Below are 18,453 nucleotides of genomic sequence, written 5' to 3' on the forward strand. Positions count from 1 at the left end.
AAATCAGTTGGCGGTGCGCACGGTGTGGTGCATGCGGCCTTCGGGGGTCTTGAAGAAGCCGGCAACCTTCTTGAAAAGATTTTTCAGCGTCACGTCCAACGCATAGCTTTGGTTGGCCTCGATGGCTTCCGCCAGCAGCTGGCGTTCCAGGGCGTCGGTCATACGGATGTCGGTGTTCAGGAAGGTTTTCATGGCAAGCCTCTTTGCTAGAAAAAGAGCGTTTCGCTCGGGTTAACCCTATTATAGGGTTTTCCCTAGATAAAAAGCAAGCTATGCCGGCAAGCGCCGTGGGGGCCTGTGGCGTATCGGCTACGGCCGATCACGATACTGGGCGGACACCAGGTCGAACTGGAACAGGCGGCAGTCCAGCGCGCCGTTGTGCAGGGGATGGCGGCGCTTGGCCTTCAGGCGCAATTGTCCCGGCAGATCCAGATCGCTGGTGATGAGGTTCAACTGCCAGCCGCCGTATTGCTGTTTCAGCTGAGTGGCCCATTGCGGCCACAGGTCGCTGTCGTGATCGCCCAGGCGCTCGCCGTAAGGGGGGTTGGTGACGATCCAGCCGGATTCGGCGGGCGGCGGCATGCGCCGGGCATCGCAGATTTCAAACCGGATCGTTCCCGGGCTGAGGTGAGCGCGCTCGACGTTGGCGCGTGCCGCTTCGATGGCGGCGGGGTGGATGTCGCTGCCCACCAGCGGGGCGTCCAGCTGCGGGGCGATACGGGCGCGGGCGTCTTCTTTCAGGTCGCGCCACCGCCGCATCTCGTGGGTGCGCAGGCGCTCGAAGCCGAAGGGCCGCCAGATGCCCGGCGGCACCCCCAGGGCGATCCAGGCCGCTTCGATCAGGATCGTGCCGCTGCCGCAAAACGGATCCAGCAGGGCGGCGTCGGGTGTCCAGTCGGACAGCGCCAGCAGGCCCGCCGCCAGGTTTTCGCGCAGGGGGGCCTCGCCTTTGTCCAGGCGCCAGCCGCGCTTGAACAGGGATTCGCCCGAGACATCCAGGTATAGCGTGGCCTGCCGCGCATCCAGGAACAGGTGTACGCGGGCGTCCGGGCGCACCGTGTCGATGCTGGGGCGTTCGCCTTCGCGTTCGCGCAGGCGGTCGCAGATGCCATCCTTGGCCCGCAGGTTGCAGTATTGCAGGCTGCGCATGGGGCTGTGGATGGCCGACGTATCCACCCGCAGCGTGTGTTCGGGGCCGAACCAGCGCTCCCACTCGGTCTGGCGGGCCAGCGCCAGGATGTCGTCTTCTGTGCGCACGTCGGCCTGCGCAACCTGCACCAGGATGCGCGTGGCCAGCCGGGAATACAGGTTGGCCCGCATGACGCCCATCCAGTCGGCCTGGAAATGGCAGCCGGCCCGGCCCGCCTGGACGCCGGCGTAGCCCAGGGCCTGCAGCTCCAGCGCCAGGGCGTCCTCCAGGCCGTGGGGGCAGGGGGCGAAAACGGCATGGGTTTCCGCGCCCTGCGGGCTGCGCGGCTGGCGCGGCCGCTCTTGTTTCCGCGCCGGGTGGCCGGGGTGGCGGGAACCGTCCGATGGCTGGCGCGGCCGGGCGGAATGATCGCGGGGTGTGTCGCCCCGGCGCTTGTCCGCGCTGTCCGCCCGCTGGGCGGGGGCGTTGGGGACGTCGGGGGCTTCCCCGCGTGCTTGCTGGGCGCGCTCTTGCAGGGCGGCCTGGCGCGCACGCGCGCCCGAGCGCTTCGGGCGCTGATCATCCTCGGGTGGCGTGCGCCTGGCCTGGGGCTTCAGGCGCAGGGTCTTGCGGGCAGGGGGGGTATCGCTCATGGGCTTAAAAGGGTTTGACGACGACCAGGATCAGGATCAGCAGCAACAGCAGAACTGGGATTTCATTGAACCAGCGGAAATAGCCGTGGCTGTGCGGGTTGGCGCCCCGGATGAACGCCTGCAGGTGGCGTCGACAGGACAGGTGGAAGGCCAGCAGGGCCAGCACCCCCAGCAGTTTGGCGTGCATCCAGGCCTGGCCCTGGCCGATGCCGTAGTGCAGCCACAGCACCAGGCCGAGGATCAGGGCGAACAGCCCCAGCGGCGTCATGAACCGGTACAGGCGGCCCGCCATGCCCAGCAGGGTGGCCCGGGTTTCCGGGTTGGTTTCACTGGCCAGGTTGACGTAGATGCGCGGCAGGTAGAACAGCCCGGCGAACCAGGACACCACGAACAGGATATGGAAGACTTTGACCCACAGCATGCCTAGCCCCGCAGCTGGCCTTCGCCGGTCAGCACCCATTTCTGGATGGTCAGGCCTTCCAGGCCCACGGGCCCGCGAGCATGCAGGCGGTTGGTGGAAATTCCGATTTCCGCCCCCAGGCCGTACTCGAAGCCGTCGGCAAAGCAGGTGGGCAGGTTGACGTAGACCGAGCTGGAATCCACCTCGCGCTGGAAGCGCTGGGCCGCGGCCAGGTCTTCGGTCACGATGGATTCGGTATGCTCGGAACTGTAGCGGGCGATGTGATCCATGGCGTCGTCCAGCGTGTCCACGACGCGAACCGCCAGGATCGGCGCCAGGAATTCGGTCGCCCAGTCGTCTTCGGTGGCCGGGACGGCCTGGGGCAGCCAGGCGGCGGCCCGGGGGCAGGCGCGCAGTTCGACCCCCAGCTGGGCGAAGCGCCGGCCGGCGGCGGGCAGCCACTGCGCGGCGATGTCGGCGTGCACCAGCAGGGTTTCCATGGCGCCGCAAATGCCGCAGCGGTAGGTCTTGGCGTTGACGGCGATGTCCAGGGCGCGATCCAGGTCGGCGGCCCGGTCGACGTACAGATGGCAGTTGCCGTCCAGGTGCTTGATCAGGGGGATGCGGGATTCGGCGGACAGGCGGGCGATCAGGCCCTTGCCGCCGCGTGGGATGATGACGTCGATGTAGTCCGTCAGGGTGATCATGCGGCCCACGGCGGCCCGGTCGGGGGTGTCGACGACCTGCACGGCCTGGGGCGGCAGGCCGGCGGCCTGTAATCCCGCCTGGATGATGCCGCCCAGCGCCTGGTTGGAATGAAACGCTTCGCTGCCGCCGCGCAGGATGGTGGCGTTGCCGGTTTTCAGGCACAGGGCGGCGGCGTCGATGGTGACGTTGGGCCGGGATTCGTAGATGATGCCGATCACGCCCAGCGGCACGCGCATGCGGGCCACGCGCATCCCATTGGGCCGGATCGCGGTTTCGCTGAGGCTGCCGATGGGGTCGCCCATGGCGGCGATCTGTTCCAGCCCGGCGGCCATGGTGTCCAGCGCCTTGTCGCTGAGGCGCAGGCGATCCACCAGGGGGGCCGCCAGCCCGCGTTTTTCCGCGGCGTCCAGGTCGCGGGCGTTTTCGGCCTGCAGCCAGGCGCGTTGCGCGGAGAGCTGCCGGGCCATTTCCCTCAGCGCCTGTGATTTGGCGGCGCTGGCGGCGGTGCGCATGTGCCGTGCGGCTTGCCGGGCCTGTCGGCCCAGGGTTTCCAAAGTGCTTGAAAGGGTGTCGGAGGTCATGGCTATCGGGGATTAGTGGCGCGGCGTGCCGGCAGTGGCGACCCGCAGCGTCAGGCGGGCGAGTTCGTCCCAGGGATCCGTCAGTTGTCCCGCGGCCGGGATGCCTTTGATCAGGCGGTCGATTTCGTGGGCATGGCGCAGAGCCAGGGGCCAGACCCGTGCCGGGACGCGCTGCAGGGCCTGGCGCATCAAGCGTTCGCGCGGGCCGAACACGCGCTGGCTGCGCATGGCCGCGTCCGGGTTGGGATCGGCGCCGATGCGGTTGATCAGGCGGATTTCCTCGCCCACCGCCCACAGAACCAGCGTCAGGGCTTCGCCTTCGGCCTGCAGGCCGCGCAGGACGGTCAGCGCCCGGTCGGCCTGGCCGGCCAGCATGGCATCGCGCAGGTCATACAGATTGTAGCGGGCCACATTCAACACCGCCGCCTGGACTTGTTCGAGGGAGAGCGCGCCCGTCGGGTACAGCAGGGCCAGCTTCTGGATTTCCTGGTGGGCGGCCAGCAGGTTGCCTTCGACCTTGTCACTGAGCCACGCCAGCGCTTCGGGGGCCGTGTCTTGCTGCTGTCTGGCCAGGCGTGTGGCGATCCAGTCCGGCAGCGCGGTGCGCGGGATGGTGGGGATGTCCTGCCAGACCGCTGTTTTTTTCAGGGCCTGCACCCACTTGCCCTGCTGGGTGGTGCGATCCAGGGCGGGCAGGCGGATCAGAACCTTGAGATCGGGCAGATGATCCTGGGCGCACAGGGCGGCCAGCTGTTGCAGCGCGTCGGCGCCGGGTCTGCCGGGCTTGCCGGTGGGCAGGCTGATTTCCAGCAGGCGCAGATCGCCGAACAGCGAGGTGTTGCGGGCGCTGGCCAGGGCCTGGCTCCAGTCGCTGCGGGCGTCCATCACCAGATGCGTGCGCTCACTGCACCCCTGGCGGACGGCCGCTGCGCGGAAGGCGTCGGAGACTTCGGTCAGCAGCAGGATTTCGTCGCCGGACAGCACCGTGCACGGCGCCAGCGGCTGATCCGCGGCCAGTGCGTGGATCAGTTGCTCGGCGTCCGGGGCGCGGCGGTTCATGACTTAGTGCGCCAGCCGGCTGGGGTCGGCCAGGCGCTCGGCGCGGGCCTGTTCGGCGGGGCCGTCGTCCGGCACGACCGCCATGGGCAGGTCGGCGGCATTGAGATACGCGTGGATGACGTCCGGGGCGCTGATGCGCCGCAGGATCTGCGTGCTGAGGCTGTCGCGCATGTCGGCGAATGTGCGGGCGATTTCGGTTTCCTTGGCCTGGACGATGCGTTCGTTGTAGGGGAGTTCGCGCAAGCGCTGCAAGGTGGTGGGCGGCAGCAGGATATGGCCGGCCCGATCCAGCAGCTCGAAGGTGAATTCCAGGCTGAGTTCGTATTCTTCGACGCGGCCTTCGGCGTCGATGGACAGTTGGCGCAGGGTCTGCGTTTCTGCAATCTGGTGCAGGTAGACGTCGGCCTGGCTGCGCTGGGAAACGAACCGGGTATCCGGCGAATTGGCCAGGATGGTGCGCTGCAGGCGGGCCCCCGCCGCCGTGTCCAGGTTGATGTTGGTATAGATGCTGTGATAAGGCAGGGGGGTGGCCTGCTTCAGGTGGAAACCGCAGGCGCCCAGGGCCAGCAGGCCCAGCAGCGCCGCGGCCCAGCGCAGGATTCGGATCGGGGCTGTCGCGCGCATGGCTTATCCGACCACGTTGACCAGGCGCCCGGGCACCACGATGACACGCTTGGGCGGGCGGCCTTCCAGAAACCGTCCGACGGCCTCGTGCGCGTGCGCCAGGGTTTCGATGGCGGCTTTGTCGGCGGCCTGCGGCACACTGAGTTGGCCGCGTGTCTTGCCGTTGACCTGCAGCACCAGCTCGATCGTGTCGGCCAGCAGGGCGGCTTCGTCCACGGCCGGCCAGGCGGCGTCCAGCAGGTCGCCGAAGACGCCGGCCAGGCCCAGGTCGCGCCACAGCTGCCAGGTGATGTGCGGCACCACGGGATACAGCACGCGCAGCAGGATGGATGTGGTTTCGGTCAGCGCGGCCCCGCCCACCCCGGCCTGGGCCGCGGTTTCCAGGGTGTTGAGCATTTTCATGGCGGTGGAGACCACCGTGTTGTATTGAATGCGCTGATAGTCGTAGTCGGCCTGCCGCAGCAGACTGTGGATGCTGCGGCGCAAGGCGGCCTGGGCATCGTCCAGGCCGTCCCATTGCGCGAGCGGCTGCGCGTGCCGGCGCAGGGCGTCGTGGTGGGTATGGCAAAAGGCCCATAGACGGCGCAGGAACCGGTGCGCGCCGTCCACCCCGGAGTCCGACCATTCCAGGGTTTGTTCCGGGGGGCTGGCGAACATCACGAACAGCCGGGCGGTGTCGGCCCCCAGGCTGTCGATCAGCGATTGCGGATCGACGCCGTTGTTCTTGGATTTGGACATGGTGCCGATCCCGCCGTAGTCGACGGGAGAACCGTCGGCCTTGAGGCGGGCGCCGATGATGGCCCCTTTGTCGTCGGTGAGGTTGTCGACCTGGTCGGGCCAGAAGTATTCGATGCCGCCGCGCGCGTTCTTGCGCGAATAGATATGGTTGAGCACCATGCCCTGGCACAGCAGCCGGGTGAAGGGCTCGGAAAATTTCAGCATGCCCAGGTCGCGCATCACGCGTGTCCAGAAGCGCGCGTACAGCAGATGCAGCACGGCGTGCTCGATGCCGCCGATGTACTGGTCCATGGGCATCCAGTAGTCGTTGCGGGCATCGACCATGGCCTGGTCGTTGCCCGGCGACGTATAGCGCATGAAATACCAGGACGAGTCGATGAAGGTGTCCATGGTGTCGGTTTCGCGCCGGGCCGGTTTGCCGCAGGACGGACAGTGGCAGGACAGGAAGGCTTCGTTTTTGGCCAGGGGGTTGCCGCTGCCATCGGGAACCAGGTCGTCGGGCAGAACCACGGGCAGGTCTTGTTCGGGCACCGGCACCGGGCCGCAATCGGCGCAGTGGATGATGGGGATCGGGGTGCCCCAGTAGCGCTGGCGGGAAATCCCCCAGTCGCGCAGGCGCCAGGTGGTGCGCAGCTGGCCCAGGCCCAGGGCGGCCAGGTCGGCGGCGATGGCCGGGATGGCTTGGGCCGTGGTCAGGCCGTCGTATTTTCCGGAGTTGACGGTATGGCCGACCTGTTTGTCGCCGTACCAGTCCTGCCAGGCGGTGTCGGACCAGGCTTGGCCCTGGGCGTCGATGACCTGCTTGATGGGCAGGCCGTATTTGCGCGCAAAGGCGAAATCGCGCTCGTCGTGAGCGGGCACGCCCATGACCGCGCCGTCGCCGTAGCTCATCAGCACGTAATTGCCCACCCAGACCGGGATGGCGTCGCCCGTGAGGGGGTGCGTGACGAATAGCCCGGTGGGCAGGCCTTCTTTTTCGCGTGTGGCCATTTCGGCTTCGGTGGTGCCGCCCTGGCGGCAGGCGTCGATGAAGGCGGCCAGGGCCGGGTTGTCCTGGGCCGCCCGGGCGGCCAGCGGGTGTTCGGGGGCCACGGCGCAGAAGGTGACGCCCATGATGGTGTCGGCCCGGGTGGTGAACACGTGCATCAGGCCATCCTGGATCAGTTGGCCGTCCGGGTCGCGGATGTCGTGGCGAAAGGCGAAACGCACCCCTTCGCTGCGGCCGATCCAGTTTTCCTGCATCAGGCGCACGCGCTCGGGCCAACCGGGCAGGCCGTCTTCCAGGGTGTCCAGCAGTTCGTCGGCGTAATCGGTGATGCGCAGATAATAGCCGGGGATTTCGCGTTTTTCGACCAGCGCGCCCGAGCGCCAGCCGCGCCCGTCGATGACTTGTTCATTGGCCAGCACGGTCTGATCGACCGGATCCCAGTTGACCACCTGCGTCTTGCGGTAGGCGATGCCTTTTTCCAGCATTTTCAGGAACAGCCACTGGTTCCATTTGTAGTAGGCCGGGTCGCAGGCGCACATTTCGCGCGACCAGTCGATGGCCAGACCCATTGCCTGCATTTGCTTCTTCATGTAGGCGATGTTGTCGTAGGTCCATTTTGCCGGGGGCACGCCGGATTTCATGGCGGCGTTCTCGGCGGGCATGCCGAAGGCATCCCAGCCCATGGGCATCAGCACGTTGTAGCCGCGCATGCGCAATTGCCGGGTCATCATGTCGTTGATGGTGTAATTGCGCACATGCCCCATGTGCAGCTTGCCGCTGGGGTAGGGCAGCATCGAGCAGGCGTAGAACTTGGGCTTGGGCGTGCCATCGGCCTGAACGGCGTGCTCGGTGACGCGATAGACGTCCTCTGTGCGCCAGTGGGCCTGGGCGTCGGTTTCGACCTGATTCGGTGTATAGCGTTGCTGCATGGAAATGTCTGGGATGATTGAAAGATATGGGCCAAGCTGCCCATTATAAGGGGTCAATCCCATAAAAATACCCCACGCGGCGCAGGCCGCGCCTGCTGGCTGTCCACCGCGAGGCTTGCAGGCCGCTGGGATGCGGCAGGCGCGGGTCAGCCCGCAGGGGGCTGACCCGCGCCTGGCCTTATCTCCCCACGGGGGGTGTTTTTACCTTGGGGCGGCCCGGCGGTAAAAAAAATCCCCGCTCCAAGGCGGGGATTTGGGGAACCGGTGAGACAGTCCGGGAGAGGCATCCCGGATTATTTCAGCTTGGTTTCCTTGTATTCGACATGCTTGCGCGCAACCGGATCAAATTTTTTGATCAGCATTTTTTCCGGCATGTTGCGTTTGTTTTTGGTGGTCGTGTAGAAATGACCCGTGCCAGCGGTGGATTCGAGCTTGATTTTCTCGCGGATACCTTTTGCCATGATGTGCTCCTAGGCCGGTCAGGCCAGTTCGCCACGGGCACGCAGGTCGGCCAGGACGGCGTCGATGCCGTTCTTGTCGATGGTGCGCAGGGCTTTGGTGGATACGCGAAGGCGCACCCAGCGGTTTTCGGATTCAACCCAGAACCGGCGCGATTGCAGGTTGGGCAGGAAACGACGCTTGGTTTTGTTGTTTGCGTGCGAAACGTTGTTGCCCACCATCGGGCCTTTGCCGGTTACTTGGCATACGCGTGCCATGGTCTCACCTCTGTGTCTATATCAGGAAAGCCTGTCATTCTATACTGAAACCCTGGCTTTAATCAAGTCGGTCGGCCGCATCCGCCGCTTGGGTGCGCCGCCGGTCGTGGCGCATGCCGAACCGGCCCGATAGCCAGGACAACAGGGCGCAGGCGGCCAGCACCGCAGTCAGCGGCAGCGGGCTGTCGGTGTGCCACAGGCTGATGGCCAGGCCGGCCGCCGCCCCGCAAAACATCTGCATCGACCCCATGAGGGCGGATGCGGTTCCCAGGCGGGGACCTTGTTCGGCCAGCGCCAGGGCGGCGGAATTGGGCCCGACAAAGCCTTGGCTGGCCATGAAGCCCATCAGGCACAGCATCAGCAAGGGCAGATTGATCCAGCCCAGCAGCGTCAGGGCCAGGGCGGCCAGGGTCATCAGAACCAGCGTGAACTGGGCGCGCATCAAGAGCGCCAGCGGGCGGTGGCGGTTCAGCAGGCGGGCGCTGAACTGCGCCGCCACGATCAGGCACAGCGCGTTCAGGCCGAACAGCAGGCCGAACCAGCGGGGGTCGATGCCGTACAGGTCGATGAACACCAGGGGCGAGCCGGCAATATAGGCGAACATGCCCGCCGTGCCCAGACCGCCCGCCAGCGAATAGCCCATGAAGCCGCGGTGCGCCAGCAGGTGGCCGAAATTGTGCAGGATCGTGCGCACGGCCAGCGGGGTGCGGCGCTCCGGCGCCAGGGATTCTTCCATGCGCAGCAAGACGGCCAGCCCCAGCAGCGCGCCGGCCCCGGCCATCAGGTAGAACACCAGCCGCCAGGAGCCCAGCATCACCGCCTGCCCGCCCAGCAGCGGCGCCAGGATCGGCATCACGCCCATGACCAGCATGAGCAGGGACAGGGCCTGGGCGGCCTGCCGGGTGTCCAGGTGGTCGCGGATCACCGCCCGGGGCACCACCATGCCCGCCGCCCCGCCGAAGGCCTGCACCACGCGCCAGGCGGTCAGGTGGCCGATGTCCTGGCTGGTGGCGCAGGCCAGCGACGCCACCGTGAACAGGGCCAGGCCGCCCAGCAGCGGCAGGCGGCGTCCGTAGCGGTCGGCCAGCGGGCCGTAGAGCAGCTGCGCCAGCGCCAGGCCCAGGAGATAGCTCGCCAGGGTGCGTTCGACCAGGCCTTGGGGCACCTGCAGTTCATCGGCCATGTGGCCGAAGGCGGGCAGGTACATGTCGATGGCCAGTGGCCCCAGGGCGGCCAGCGCCCCCATGAGGACGAGCCATCCGGGCATCAGGGAGGGGAAAAAACGGAGCATAAAGAAGGGGTGGCGCAGGTGTGGTGGCGCGACAACGCCAGTCATGGTTTTGGCGCTACTATAACAAGGACCTGATTTGAATTGAGGGAGGCTCTGTTGACTGCAATTGCATCCATCATCGAAAACAAACTGGGGGCTTTACCCTTTCCAGTCTCCATGCGACTGCCGGATGGCGAGAAAATCGGCCCGCCCGATGCGCGCCTGCACTTCGATATCCGGGATCACACGGTGTTGGGCCATTTCGCCGCGGGCGAGGTCGGGGCACTGGGCGAAGACTACGTCGATGGCAAATTTGAATTCAGCGGCGCCATGCGCGATCTCATGCGCCTGGCCGCCGGGATTCTGCCGGGATCGCCCGTGGCCGCCGCCCAGCTGGGGTGGTTCACCAGCCTGGTGCAGCGCCTGGTGTCGGTCTGGCGGCATTCGGTCGACCGCGATGCGCGCCAGATCGAATTCCACTACGATCTATCGGACGAGTTCTACGCCCTTTGGCTCGATCCGCGCCGGGTGTATTCCTGCGCCTACTACCGGCGGCCCGACATGACGGTGGCCGAAGCCCAGGAAGCCAAGCTGGATCACATCTGCCGCAAGCTGGCCCTGAAATCCGGCGAACGTTTTCTGGATGTGGGCGGGGGCTGGGGGGGCTTGATGCTGTGGGCCGCCGAACACTATGACATCGACGTCACCGGCATCACGCTGTCGCACCACCAGCATGCCTATGTCAACCAGATCATCCAGGAAAAAGGCCTGGCGGGCCGCGTGCGCATGCAGTTGCTGGACTACCGCAAGCTGGATGAATCCAGGCCCTACGACAAAATTTCTTCGGTGGGGATGTTCGAGCACGTCGGCCGATCCCAACTGACGGGCTATTTTGCCAAGCTCTACCGCCTGGTGCGCCCGGGGGGGCTGATTCTCAACCACGGCATCACCGCGGGCGGCATCAGCAACGCCGAACTCGGCGCCGGGATGGGCGATTTCATCGAAAAATTCATTTTCCCCGGGGGCGAGCTGTCCCACATCCATTATGTGCTGCAGTCCATGGCCGAGGCCGGCCTGGAAGACCTGGACGTCGAGAACATCCGGCCGCATTATGCGCGCACCCTGTGGGCCTGGAGCGACGCCCTGGAAAGCCGCCTGGATCAGGCCCGCGCCATCCTGAATACCCCCGAGGGCGAACGGTCCTTGCGGGCTTATCGCATGTACCTGGCGGGGTGCGCCATGGGCTTTGAATATGGCTGGATCGCCTTGCACCAGATCATCGCCCAGCGCCAGCCCTCGGGGCGCGCCGACGAGCTCGATTACCCCGCCGATCAGGCCTACCCCTGGCGCCGCGACTACATCTATCGGCGAGCATAAGGCCGGCCATGAAATCGTCCGCCGGGATGATTTCATGGCGGTCGAATCCAACCCCCGATGCCGGTTTTCCGGCATCGGGAAAGCCTGCCGATTCAGGCGTCCGGGCTGGGCGTTTCTTTGGGGGTTTCTTCTTGCATTTCGATAAAGGTCTTTATTTTCTGTGATTTAGCGTGTAAAATAGCGCTTCTGTTGTATCTCTGTTGTTCAATTCTGTTCGCGACAATGCCCCTTTTGGGGTTTGTCTTCGACTGTCTACGGTGCTTCGCACCGACAGTGTCGGTATGTATTGGCGGTTTTTCACTGTCTTCCGCACACCCTCCCCTAAGCTATGGCGTTTGGCACAATGGCTCCAGGCGTCTCCGTAACCCAAAGGAGGCTTTATGTCTATTTCTTCCTATTTGCCGCATCAGGCGGCTTCGTCTTCCCGTTGGTCCAAGCCGTTGCTGGGGCTGGCCCTGGCGGCCACCTTGTCCGGCCTGTCGATGGCGCCCACGGCGGCCCTGGCCGCCGATGCGCCGCAGTGCGAGCTGGATCGCCCCATGCGCTTTGGCGGGATGAACTGGGAATCCAATCTGGTTCTGGTGGAAATCGAGCGTTTCATCGTCAAAAACGGCTATGGCTGCGAATCCGAAGTCCTGCCCACCGAAACCCTCCCGGCCCTGGCCGCCTTGCAGCGCGGCGATCTCGACATCAACAGCGAAATCTGGCTGAACAGCACGCTCGAACCCTGGACCCAGGCCGAGGCCTCCGGCAAGGTCAAGCGCATCGGCGACATCTACATGGGCGGCGAAGCCTGGTTCATCCCCAAATACACGGCTGAACGCCTGCCCGATCTGAAAAAAGCCGCCGATCTGCCCAAATACTGGGAGAGCTTCAAAGACCCCGAAGAACCCTCCAAGGGCCGCTTCTACGGATGCCCGGCCGGCTGGGGCTGCGAAGTCGTCAGCACCAACCTGTTCAAGGCGCTGGGCCTGGGCGATACCTTCACCCTGTTTTCCCCGGGCACGGGCGCCACACAGAAGGCCGCTCTGACCGCGGCCTACAACCGCAAGGAAAACGTCGTCTTTTACTACTGGTATCCCACCCCGCTGGTGGGCTCTATGGATTTGGTCAAGCTCGAACTGCCCCCCTATAACGCCGAGCAGCAAAAGTGCCTGACCGACCCCAACTGCGAAAACCCGCAGGCCACGGATTACCCGGAAAATCCGGTTTTCACGGCGGTCACCACGCAGTTCACCCAGGACGCGCCCAAGCTGACCGAATTCCTCGCCAAGGTCAGCGTCCCGCTGGACGACATGAACGAAGCCATGGCCTACATGGAAAAAAACGAAGCCGAGCCTGAGCCCACCGCCATGTGGTTCCTGAAGAACAAGCAGGACGTCTGGACCCAATGGCTGCCCGCCGACGTGACAGAACGGGTCAAGGCCGCCTTGTAAGGGGGGCATATGTTTCCTGAACTGATCTCGGCTCGGGATCTGCAGCGGCCCATTGACGATTTCGTCAATGGGCTGGTCATGCAGTATTCCGATATCCTGCGCGCCATTACCCAGCCTTTGCTGGATCTGCTCATCTGGGCCGACAACCTGCTGCGTCATTCGCCCTGGTGGGCCATCGTGCTGGTGGTGGTGGGCATCGCCTGGCTGGGCAGCCGCAAGTGGCGCTTCAGCCTGGCCATGGGCGGGTTGCTGTGCCTGCTGGGGGCCATCGGCCTCTGGGAGGCCTCCATGCAGACGCTGTCGCTGATGCTGGTCGCCGTCGTGTTTTCCGTGGTGATCGGCATTCCGGTGGGCATCGCCATGGCCAGCTTCCGCTGGGTGCGCACCGTCATGCTGCCGGTGCTGGACGTCATGCAGACCATGCCCAGCTTCGTCTACCTGATTCCCGTGGTGATGTTGTTCAACCTGGGCAAGCTGGCGGCGCTTTTCGCCACTGTCATCTATGCCGTGCCGCCGGTCATCCGCCTGACCGACCTCGGCATCCGCCTGGTCGATGCCGAAGTCCTCGAAGCCTCGCGTTCGTTCGGCGCCAGCCGCACGCGCCAGCTGTTCGGCGTGCAGCTGCCGCTGGCCATGCCCAACATCATGGCGGGCATCAACCAGACCACCATGATGGCGCTGGCCATGGTGGTGATCGCCTCCATGATCGGGGTGCGCGGCCTGGGCTACGAAGTCCTGCAGGGCATCAATCGCCTGCAGGTGGGGCGTGGCCTGCTGGCGGGCCTGGGCATTGTGGTGCTGGCCATCATCTTCGATCGCATCACGCAGCAATTCGGCCAACGGCAACAAGCCCGGGGGGCCTGACATGAACAAAATCGAAGTCCGCAATATTTATAAAATCTTCGGCCCGCACCCGGATCGCTGGCTGCAGGCCGCCCGCGACGGCCTGTCCAAAGAAGCCCTGCTCGACCGCAGCGGCCATACGCTGGGGTTGCGGGATATCAGCCTGTCCATCAAAGAAGGCGACATCCATGTCATCATGGGCCTGTCGGGCTCGGGCAAATCGACGCTGATCCGGCATTTCAATCGCTTGATCGAACCCAGCGCGGGCCAGATCCTGGTGGATGGCGTGGATGTGGTGGGCCTGAAGCCCAAAGAACTGGAGCAATTCCGCCAGCAGAAAATGAGCATGGTGTTCCAGCGCTTCGGGCTGCTGCCGCATCGCACCGTGCTGGACAATGCCGCCTATGGCCTGGCGGTGCAGGGGGTGGGGCGCGCCCAGCGCAACGAACGCGCGAAACACTGGCTCGACCAGGTCGGCCTGTCCGGGTTCGAGGCGCAGTATCCGCATCAGTTGTCGGGCGGCATGCAGCAGCGCGTGGGCCTGGCCCGGGCGCTGGCCACCGATGCGGAGATCCTGCTGATGGACGAGGCGTTTTCCGCGCTCGACCCTTTGATTCGCCACGAGATGCAGGATCAGCTGCTGGCCCTGCAGGCGCGCCTGAACAAGACCATCGTCTTCATCACCCACGATCTGGACGAAGCCTTGCGCCTGGGCAACCGCATCGCCATTTTGAAAGACGGCGAACTCATCCAGGAAGGCACGCCCGAAGACATTCTCCTGTCGCCCGCCAATGACTACATCGAATCTTTCCTGCAGGACGTCAACCGGGGCAAGGTGCTCAATGCGTCGCATGCCGTCAACGAGCGTCCGCTCAACCTGACGATGCGCACAAAGCCCGCGCATGCCCTCGAACGTCTGCAGGCGCGCGGTTACGATTATGCCGCCGTCCTGGACGGCAAGCGCCTGGCGGGCGTCCTGATGCGCGACGATGCCCAGCGGGCGGTGCGGGACGGCGCGCGCGATATTGCGCGCTATCTTTCCGATATGGCGTCCGTGCCGGCGTCCGCCGGCCTGGACGAAGTCCTGGCGCGTTTGCTGCGCACCCCGGCACCCCTGGCCGTCACCGGCGAACAAGGGGAGTTCATCGGGGTGTTGTCACGCAGCAAAGTCGTCGAGCTGGTCACGCCCGCCGGCACGCCGTCCAATGACGCGGATGACGCCGGCACGCAGGCCGGGAAACCGGGGCTGGTTGCGGACGACACCTGCGCGGCCTGACGGGGCGCCACGGGCGGCCCTTCAGCGGGCCGGCCGTTGGCGCCGCAGCGTGTGGCCGTACCAGGCGAACAGCAGCAGGGAAGTCAGCGCCAGGCCAGCCATGGCCATGACCCACATGGTGCCCGCCCCCACCGGCGCGCCCGGCATGAACCAGGCCACCACGGGGGCCAGCCGGCCCGCCCCGGGGCCGTACCCCAGCCACCAGCCGCCGATCAGGCCCAGCCCGGTCAGGATGATGATCTGCAGCATCAGCGGCACGATTGCGATTTTGTAGGCGCGCAGGATATAGGCGCTGATGCAGTGCATGGCATCCCAGAAATGGAACCAGGGCGCGATCTGCAGCAGGGCCAGGGCGATGACGGCCACTTGGGCTTCATCGGTATACAGCGCCACGATCTGGGTCTGGGCGAAGATCAGAACCAGGTTGGTGAGCAGCGCCCCGATGATCACCAGGGCGATTCCGTGCAGGCCGTTGCGGCGCGCCTCGGCCAGCTGACGGGCCCCCACGGCCTGGGCGGTCAGAGAGGCCGTCGACAGACTGAGCGACATGGGCAGCATATAGCACAGGGCCACCAGGTTGGCCAGTATTTGCTGGGCGCCGCTGGCGTACAGGCCGTCGCGGGCCACCAGCAGGGCCATGAAGCTGAAGGCGCAGACTTCGATCAGGTACGAGCCGCCCATGGGCAGCCCCAAGCGCAGCAACGCTTTCTGGTCGGCCCAGCGCGGTCGGCCGATGCGCAGCCCCAGTGCCGTGAAGGCCGGATGCCGTCCGACCATCCACCAGCCAGCGGCCAGCATCATCCAGTTGACCACCAGGGTGGCGGCCCCGGCGCCCACCGCCCCCATGGGGGCCAGCCCCAGGCCGCCGAAAATAAACCAAAGGTTGAACAGGAGCTTGAAGGCGACGCTGCCCACGTTGATGAGCATGACGCCCCGGGTTTGCGAAATCGCGGTGGCCGTGGCGTAGATGGTGCGAAACAGCAGGGCCGAGGGCAAGGCGAGGGCCAGGGCGGCCAAGTAGCCCGCCACGCGCTCACGCACCGCGGGCTGGATGTCGCCGGACAGGGCCAGCCAGAAATCGGGGAACAGCAGGCTGGCCGCCCCCACCCCCGACAGGGCCAGGGCGAGCCAGATGCCCTGTCCCCAGGCGTGGCCCGCCAGGGCCGGCTGCCGGGCGCCGAAATGCTGGGCCACGATGGGAATCAGGGCGTGGATCACCCCCATCAGACCGACGAACACCGTGATGTAGATCGAGGCCCCCAAGGACATGGCCTGCAGGTCGATGGCGTCGGTGTGGCCCACCATGGCGGTGTCCATGACGGCAAAGACGATGCCGGCCCAGGAACTGATCAGGATGGGCCAGGATTGCTGCAGAATCGTGCGCCAGGGCGCGGTGGCCGGCAATCGGGATGCGGACATGTGCTGGGAAGCCCGGAATGGATGAATCAGAAATCAGGGATCAAGAATCAAGAATCAAGAATCAAGGATCAAGGATCGGGAAATCGGGGATCGGCGGGTCAGGCGCCGGGCTGCGCGCGCAGCAGCCGGAACATCTCGTGGCGGTCGGGCCCGCGACGGCCTTCCCAGAGCATGCGGTAGCCTGCGGGCGGCTGCCGCCGGGCCTCGGGGCTGCGCATGTCCAGCTGCTGCAGCAGCAGCGGGCACTGCGCGTCGAACTGGAATTCGAGCTGGTTGAAGACCAGGAACGACGCCCGCTGCCCGCTGCCCAGGCCCTGGGTGCGGATGCACTCGCCAGGGCCTTGCGCCCGGGCCAGCGCCTGGGCCAGGGAGGCGGAAACGCCGCGATAGCTGCGCACGTAGTCGAGCGCCGGCATCCAGAGGGTGGCCAGCAGCAGCCAGGTGATCAGCAGGCCGCCGGCCGACAGGGCAGTCCCGCGCCACAGGCCGGCGGGGTGGTTGTGCAGGCGCCAGCGCACCAGAACGACCCAGGCGCCCGTGCCCAGGAGAGCGATCAGGAAGGCGGGCCAGACGATCTGCGCATCGAAGCCATGCGTCTGGCGCGCGATATTGGCGGCGATCTGGCCGGGCCAGCCGGTTTGCAGCGCCACCCAGCCCAGCCATACGGTGGCCGCCGTCAGTGAAAAGCACATCACGGCGAACCAATCCAGCGTGTTGACCACGCCACGGCGCAAAGTCGGCAGCGCGAAGGCGGCCAGGACGGCGCAGGGAATGGCCAGCATGCTGTATTCGGGCTCGAAGGGGTCGCTGTTGGCCAGCAGCGCCAGCGCCGCCCCCAGGGCCAGGCCCAGCGGGATGCGGATGTGCGGCGCGCCGAACCAGCCGCGCCAGCGCCACAGCGCCAGCAGGGCCAGGGGCCAGGTGGGCCACAGAAACCAGGGCAGGTCGCGGGCGATGCTGAACCAGGCGCGGGTGCTGGGCCAACTGAAGGCATGGGCCGACCACAGCTGCCACTGCAAGGCCCAGTAGGGGCTGGCGGCCTGCGCGGGCAGCCACCACGCCAGGCCCAGGGCGATCCCGATCAGCGCACTGAGCGCCAGCCACTTGCGCGCGTGGGCCAGCGGGCGGTGGGCCGGGAAAACCAGCAGGCAGGCCAGGAGCACGGGCAGGCAGCCCAGCCAGCCGCGGGCCAGGAAGGCCGCCCCGATGGCAATCCCCAAGGTGACCGCCCCGGAGACCGGGTGATCCAGCATGCGGGCGATGGCGTAGAAAGCCAGGGCCTGGCAGGCGATGACCGCGGGCACTTCGGAGGTTTCGTGCATGCGCCAGATGATGCCGACGGTGGCGACGATCAGCAGCAGGGCGGCGTCGGCCAGCATGCGTCCGTAGTCGCGCTCGGTGGGTTCGCCGCCAAAGGGCAGGGCCAGCGGCTGGGCCTCGGGGCGCCGCCCCAGGAGGTACGTGCCATACCAGAGCGCGCTGGTCAGGATGGCGAACCACAGGATATTGGGCAGCCGCGAGGCAATGATGGCGGCGTTCAGCGGGCCGAAGCCGTATTCCAGAACGGGGCGGAATGCCCAGATGAAGGCCGCCCCCGTCCAGGTGACCAGCGGCCCGTCCTGCGCCTGGGCCAGGTGGCCCACCCGCGGCAGCAGCCAGGCGTGATCCTGGCCGGACAGGGCCGTCAGCATGGTGGCCAGGCTGACCACGTCGTCGGTTTTCCAGGGATCTCGATAGAACAATCCGGCCAGAATGTAGACCAGGCCCACCGTCACCAGGAACAGGCGCGGAAGTTTCGCCGCTGCGGTGGCGGTCAGCCGGGCAGGCGTGGATCGCAGGGATTCTGTGTTCACGGATAGATCGACAGAGACAGGGACAGGGCCATGTTAAATGAAAAAGGCAGCCGACTGGCTGCCTTTTATCCAGTACATACCGGGGGGTGCCCAGGCATGCGTGGCGCGGATTATTTCTTGATGGTGCCGGCCGTGCGGGCGAAACGGGCGCGGAATTTCTCGACGCGGCCGGTTTCCACGATGCGCGTCTGGGCGCCGGTGTAGAAGGGGTGCGATTCGGAGGTGACGTCGCATTTGAACAGCGGGTAGGTCTTGCCGTCGATCTCGGTGGTTTCGCGCGAGTTCAGCGACGAACGCGAGATGAACTTATTGCCGGTTTGCAGGTCCAGAAACACGACCTCGCGGTATTCGGGGTGGATGCCTTCTTTCATGATGAAGTCCGTAAATTGTAATAAAAGGGTCGCCAGCCAGATGGGCAAGACGGGTTTTTCTTGTTGCAAAAACCAAAAACCCC

17 protein-coding genes are annotated in these 18,453 nt (G+C 65.9%); 4 read left to right on the forward strand and 13 right to left on the reverse strand.

Annotation, left to right across the window (positions count from 1 at the left end; all coding sequences use genetic code 11):
* Positions 1–3: 3 nt before the first annotated feature.
* From ACMHYJ_RS08265 to ACMHYJ_RS08310, 10 genes are all read right to left on the reverse strand, one after another.
* Positions 4–192: a hypothetical protein gene (locus tag ACMHYJ_RS08265; protein ID WP_414245746.1), complete on the reverse strand. Its 189-nt coding sequence runs from the start codon at positions 190–192 to the stop codon at positions 4–6.
* Between the two features lie 117 nt (positions 193–309).
* A complete protein-coding gene (locus tag ACMHYJ_RS08270) occupies positions 310–1,782 on the reverse strand; it encodes a THUMP domain-containing protein (RefSeq protein WP_414245747.1) in 1,473 nt (490 codons plus the stop codon).
* Between the two features lie 4 nt (positions 1,783–1,786).
* Positions 1,787–2,203: a CopD family protein gene (locus ACMHYJ_RS08275; RefSeq protein ID WP_414245748.1), complete on the reverse strand. Its 417-nt coding sequence runs from the start codon at positions 2,201–2,203 to the stop codon at positions 1,787–1,789.
* A 2-nt stretch (positions 2,204–2,205) separates the two neighbouring features.
* Entirely contained in the window at positions 2,206–3,471 is a 1,266-nt protein-coding gene (locus ACMHYJ_RS08280) for a glutamate-5-semialdehyde dehydrogenase (RefSeq protein WP_414245749.1), read from the reverse strand.
* A 12-nt stretch (positions 3,472–3,483) separates the two neighbouring features.
* On the reverse strand, positions 3,484–4,530 hold the full coding sequence (gene holA / locus ACMHYJ_RS08285; protein ID WP_414245750.1) for a DNA polymerase III subunit delta: 1,047 nt from the start codon (positions 4,528–4,530) through the stop codon (positions 3,484–3,486).
* A gap of 3 nt (positions 4,531–4,533) precedes the next feature.
* Entirely contained in the window at positions 4,534–5,154 is a 621-nt protein-coding gene (gene lptE / locus ACMHYJ_RS08290) for an LPS assembly lipoprotein LptE (RefSeq protein WP_414245751.1), read from the reverse strand.
* Between the two features lie 3 nt (positions 5,155–5,157).
* Positions 5,158–7,809: a leucine--tRNA ligase gene (leuS, locus tag ACMHYJ_RS08295; RefSeq protein WP_414245752.1), complete on the reverse strand. Its 2,652-nt coding sequence runs from the start codon at positions 7,807–7,809 to the stop codon at positions 5,158–5,160.
* Positions 7,810–8,102: 293 nt separating this feature from the next.
* Positions 8,103–8,270, reverse strand: coding sequence for a 50S ribosomal protein L33 (gene rpmG / locus ACMHYJ_RS08300; RefSeq protein ID WP_094854780.1), 168 nt, complete (start codon positions 8,268–8,270; stop codon positions 8,103–8,105).
* An 18-nt stretch (positions 8,271–8,288) separates the two neighbouring features.
* Positions 8,289–8,525 carry a 50S ribosomal protein L28 gene (rpmB, locus tag ACMHYJ_RS08305; RefSeq protein WP_043681023.1) on the reverse strand — a complete coding sequence of 79 codons (237 nt, stop codon included), beginning with the start codon at positions 8,523–8,525 and terminating at the stop codon, positions 8,289–8,291.
* A 58-nt stretch (positions 8,526–8,583) separates the two neighbouring features.
* Entirely contained in the window at positions 8,584–9,792 is a 1,209-nt protein-coding gene (locus ACMHYJ_RS08310) for a Bcr/CflA family multidrug efflux MFS transporter (RefSeq protein WP_414245859.1), read from the reverse strand.
* Between the two features lie 120 nt (positions 9,793–9,912).
* On the opposite strand from ACMHYJ_RS08310, the gene ACMHYJ_RS08315 reads away from it, so the two are divergent.
* The 4 genes from ACMHYJ_RS08315 to ACMHYJ_RS08330 all read left to right on the forward strand — a co-directional run bounded on the left by ACMHYJ_RS08315 (position 9,913) and on the right by ACMHYJ_RS08330 (position 14,727).
* Entirely contained in the window at positions 9,913–11,172 is a 1,260-nt protein-coding gene (locus ACMHYJ_RS08315; RefSeq protein ID WP_414245753.1) for a class I SAM-dependent methyltransferase, read from the forward strand.
* A gap of 482 nt (positions 11,173–11,654) precedes the next feature.
* Entirely contained in the window at positions 11,655–12,608 is a 954-nt protein-coding gene (locus ACMHYJ_RS08320; RefSeq protein WP_414245860.1) for an ABC transporter substrate-binding protein, read from the forward strand.
* A gap of 9 nt (positions 12,609–12,617) precedes the next feature.
* Entirely contained in the window at positions 12,618–13,472 is an 855-nt protein-coding gene (locus tag ACMHYJ_RS08325; protein ID WP_414245754.1) for an ABC transporter permease, read from the forward strand.
* 1 nt (position 13,473) lies between these two features.
* Entirely contained in the window at positions 13,474–14,727 is a 1,254-nt protein-coding gene (locus ACMHYJ_RS08330; RefSeq protein WP_414245755.1) for a quaternary amine ABC transporter ATP-binding protein, read from the forward strand.
* Positions 14,728–14,748: 21 nt separating this feature from the next.
* Here ACMHYJ_RS08330 and ACMHYJ_RS08335 read toward each other — a convergent pair whose 3' ends face one another.
* From ACMHYJ_RS08335 to ACMHYJ_RS08345, 3 genes are all read right to left on the reverse strand, one after another.
* Positions 14,749–16,146: an MATE family efflux transporter gene (locus ACMHYJ_RS08335; RefSeq protein WP_414245756.1), complete on the reverse strand. Its 1,398-nt coding sequence runs from the start codon at positions 16,144–16,146 to the stop codon at positions 14,749–14,751.
* 98 nt (positions 16,147–16,244) lie between these two features.
* Entirely contained in the window at positions 16,245–17,999 is a 1,755-nt protein-coding gene (locus ACMHYJ_RS08340) for an ArnT family glycosyltransferase (protein ID WP_414245757.1), read from the reverse strand.
* 110 nt (positions 18,000–18,109) lie between these two features.
* On the reverse strand, positions 18,110–18,370 hold the full coding sequence (locus ACMHYJ_RS08345) for a type B 50S ribosomal protein L31 (RefSeq protein WP_414245758.1): 261 nt from the start codon (positions 18,368–18,370) through the stop codon (positions 18,110–18,112).
* Positions 18,371–18,453: the final 83 nt, after the last annotated feature.

It is taken from the genome of Castellaniella hirudinis, assembly GCF_047468865.1.
GTDB lineage: Bacteria > Pseudomonadota > Gammaproteobacteria > Burkholderiales > Burkholderiaceae_B > Castellaniella > Castellaniella hirudinis_A.

Excerpts from the sequence above, each read along its gene's own strand:
- rpmG (WP_094854780.1), bottom strand. The coding sequence starts at position 8,270 with ATGGCAAAAGGTATCCGCGAGAAAATCAAGCTCGAATCCACCGCTGGC.
- ACMHYJ_RS08265 (WP_414245746.1), bottom strand. The coding sequence starts at position 192 with ATGAAAACCTTCCTGAACACCGACATCCGTATGACCGACGCCCTGGAA.
- ACMHYJ_RS08275 (WP_414245748.1), bottom strand. The coding sequence starts at position 2,203 with ATGCTGTGGGTCAAAGTCTTCCATATCCTGTTCGTGGTGTCCTGGTTC.
- leuS (WP_414245752.1), bottom strand. The coding sequence starts at position 7,809 with ATGCAGCAACGCTATACACCGAATCAGGTCGAAACCGACGCCCAGGCC.
- ACMHYJ_RS08345 (WP_414245758.1), bottom strand. The coding sequence starts at position 18,370 with ATGAAAGAAGGCATCCACCCCGAATACCGCGAGGTCGTGTTTCTGGAC.
- ACMHYJ_RS08330 (WP_414245755.1), top strand. The coding sequence starts at position 13,474 with ATGAACAAAATCGAAGTCCGCAATATTTATAAAATCTTCGGCCCGCAC.
- rpmB (WP_043681023.1), bottom strand. The coding sequence starts at position 8,525 with ATGGCACGCGTATGCCAAGTAACCGGCAAAGGCCCGATGGTGGGCAAC.
- ACMHYJ_RS08280 (WP_414245749.1), bottom strand. The coding sequence starts at position 3,471 with ATGACCTCCGACACCCTTTCAAGCACTTTGGAAACCCTGGGCCGACAG.
- ACMHYJ_RS08325 (WP_414245754.1), top strand. The coding sequence starts at position 12,618 with ATGTTTCCTGAACTGATCTCGGCTCGGGATCTGCAGCGGCCCATTGAC.
- ACMHYJ_RS08270 (WP_414245747.1), bottom strand. The coding sequence starts at position 1,782 with ATGAGCGATACCCCCCCTGCCCGCAAGACCCTGCGCCTGAAGCCCCAG.
- ACMHYJ_RS08320 (WP_414245860.1), top strand. The coding sequence starts at position 11,655 with ATGGCGCCCACGGCGGCCCTGGCCGCCGATGCGCCGCAGTGCGAGCTG.
- holA (WP_414245750.1), bottom strand. The coding sequence starts at position 4,530 with ATGAACCGCCGCGCCCCGGACGCCGAGCAACTGATCCACGCACTGGCC.
- ACMHYJ_RS08335 (WP_414245756.1), bottom strand. The coding sequence starts at position 16,146 with ATGTCCGCATCCCGATTGCCGGCCACCGCGCCCTGGCGCACGATTCTG.
- ACMHYJ_RS08310 (WP_414245859.1), bottom strand. The coding sequence starts at position 9,792 with ATGCCCGGATGGCTCGTCCTCATGGGGGCGCTGGCCGCCCTGGGGCCA.
- lptE (WP_414245751.1), bottom strand. The coding sequence starts at position 5,154 with ATGCGCGCGACAGCCCCGATCCGAATCCTGCGCTGGGCCGCGGCGCTG.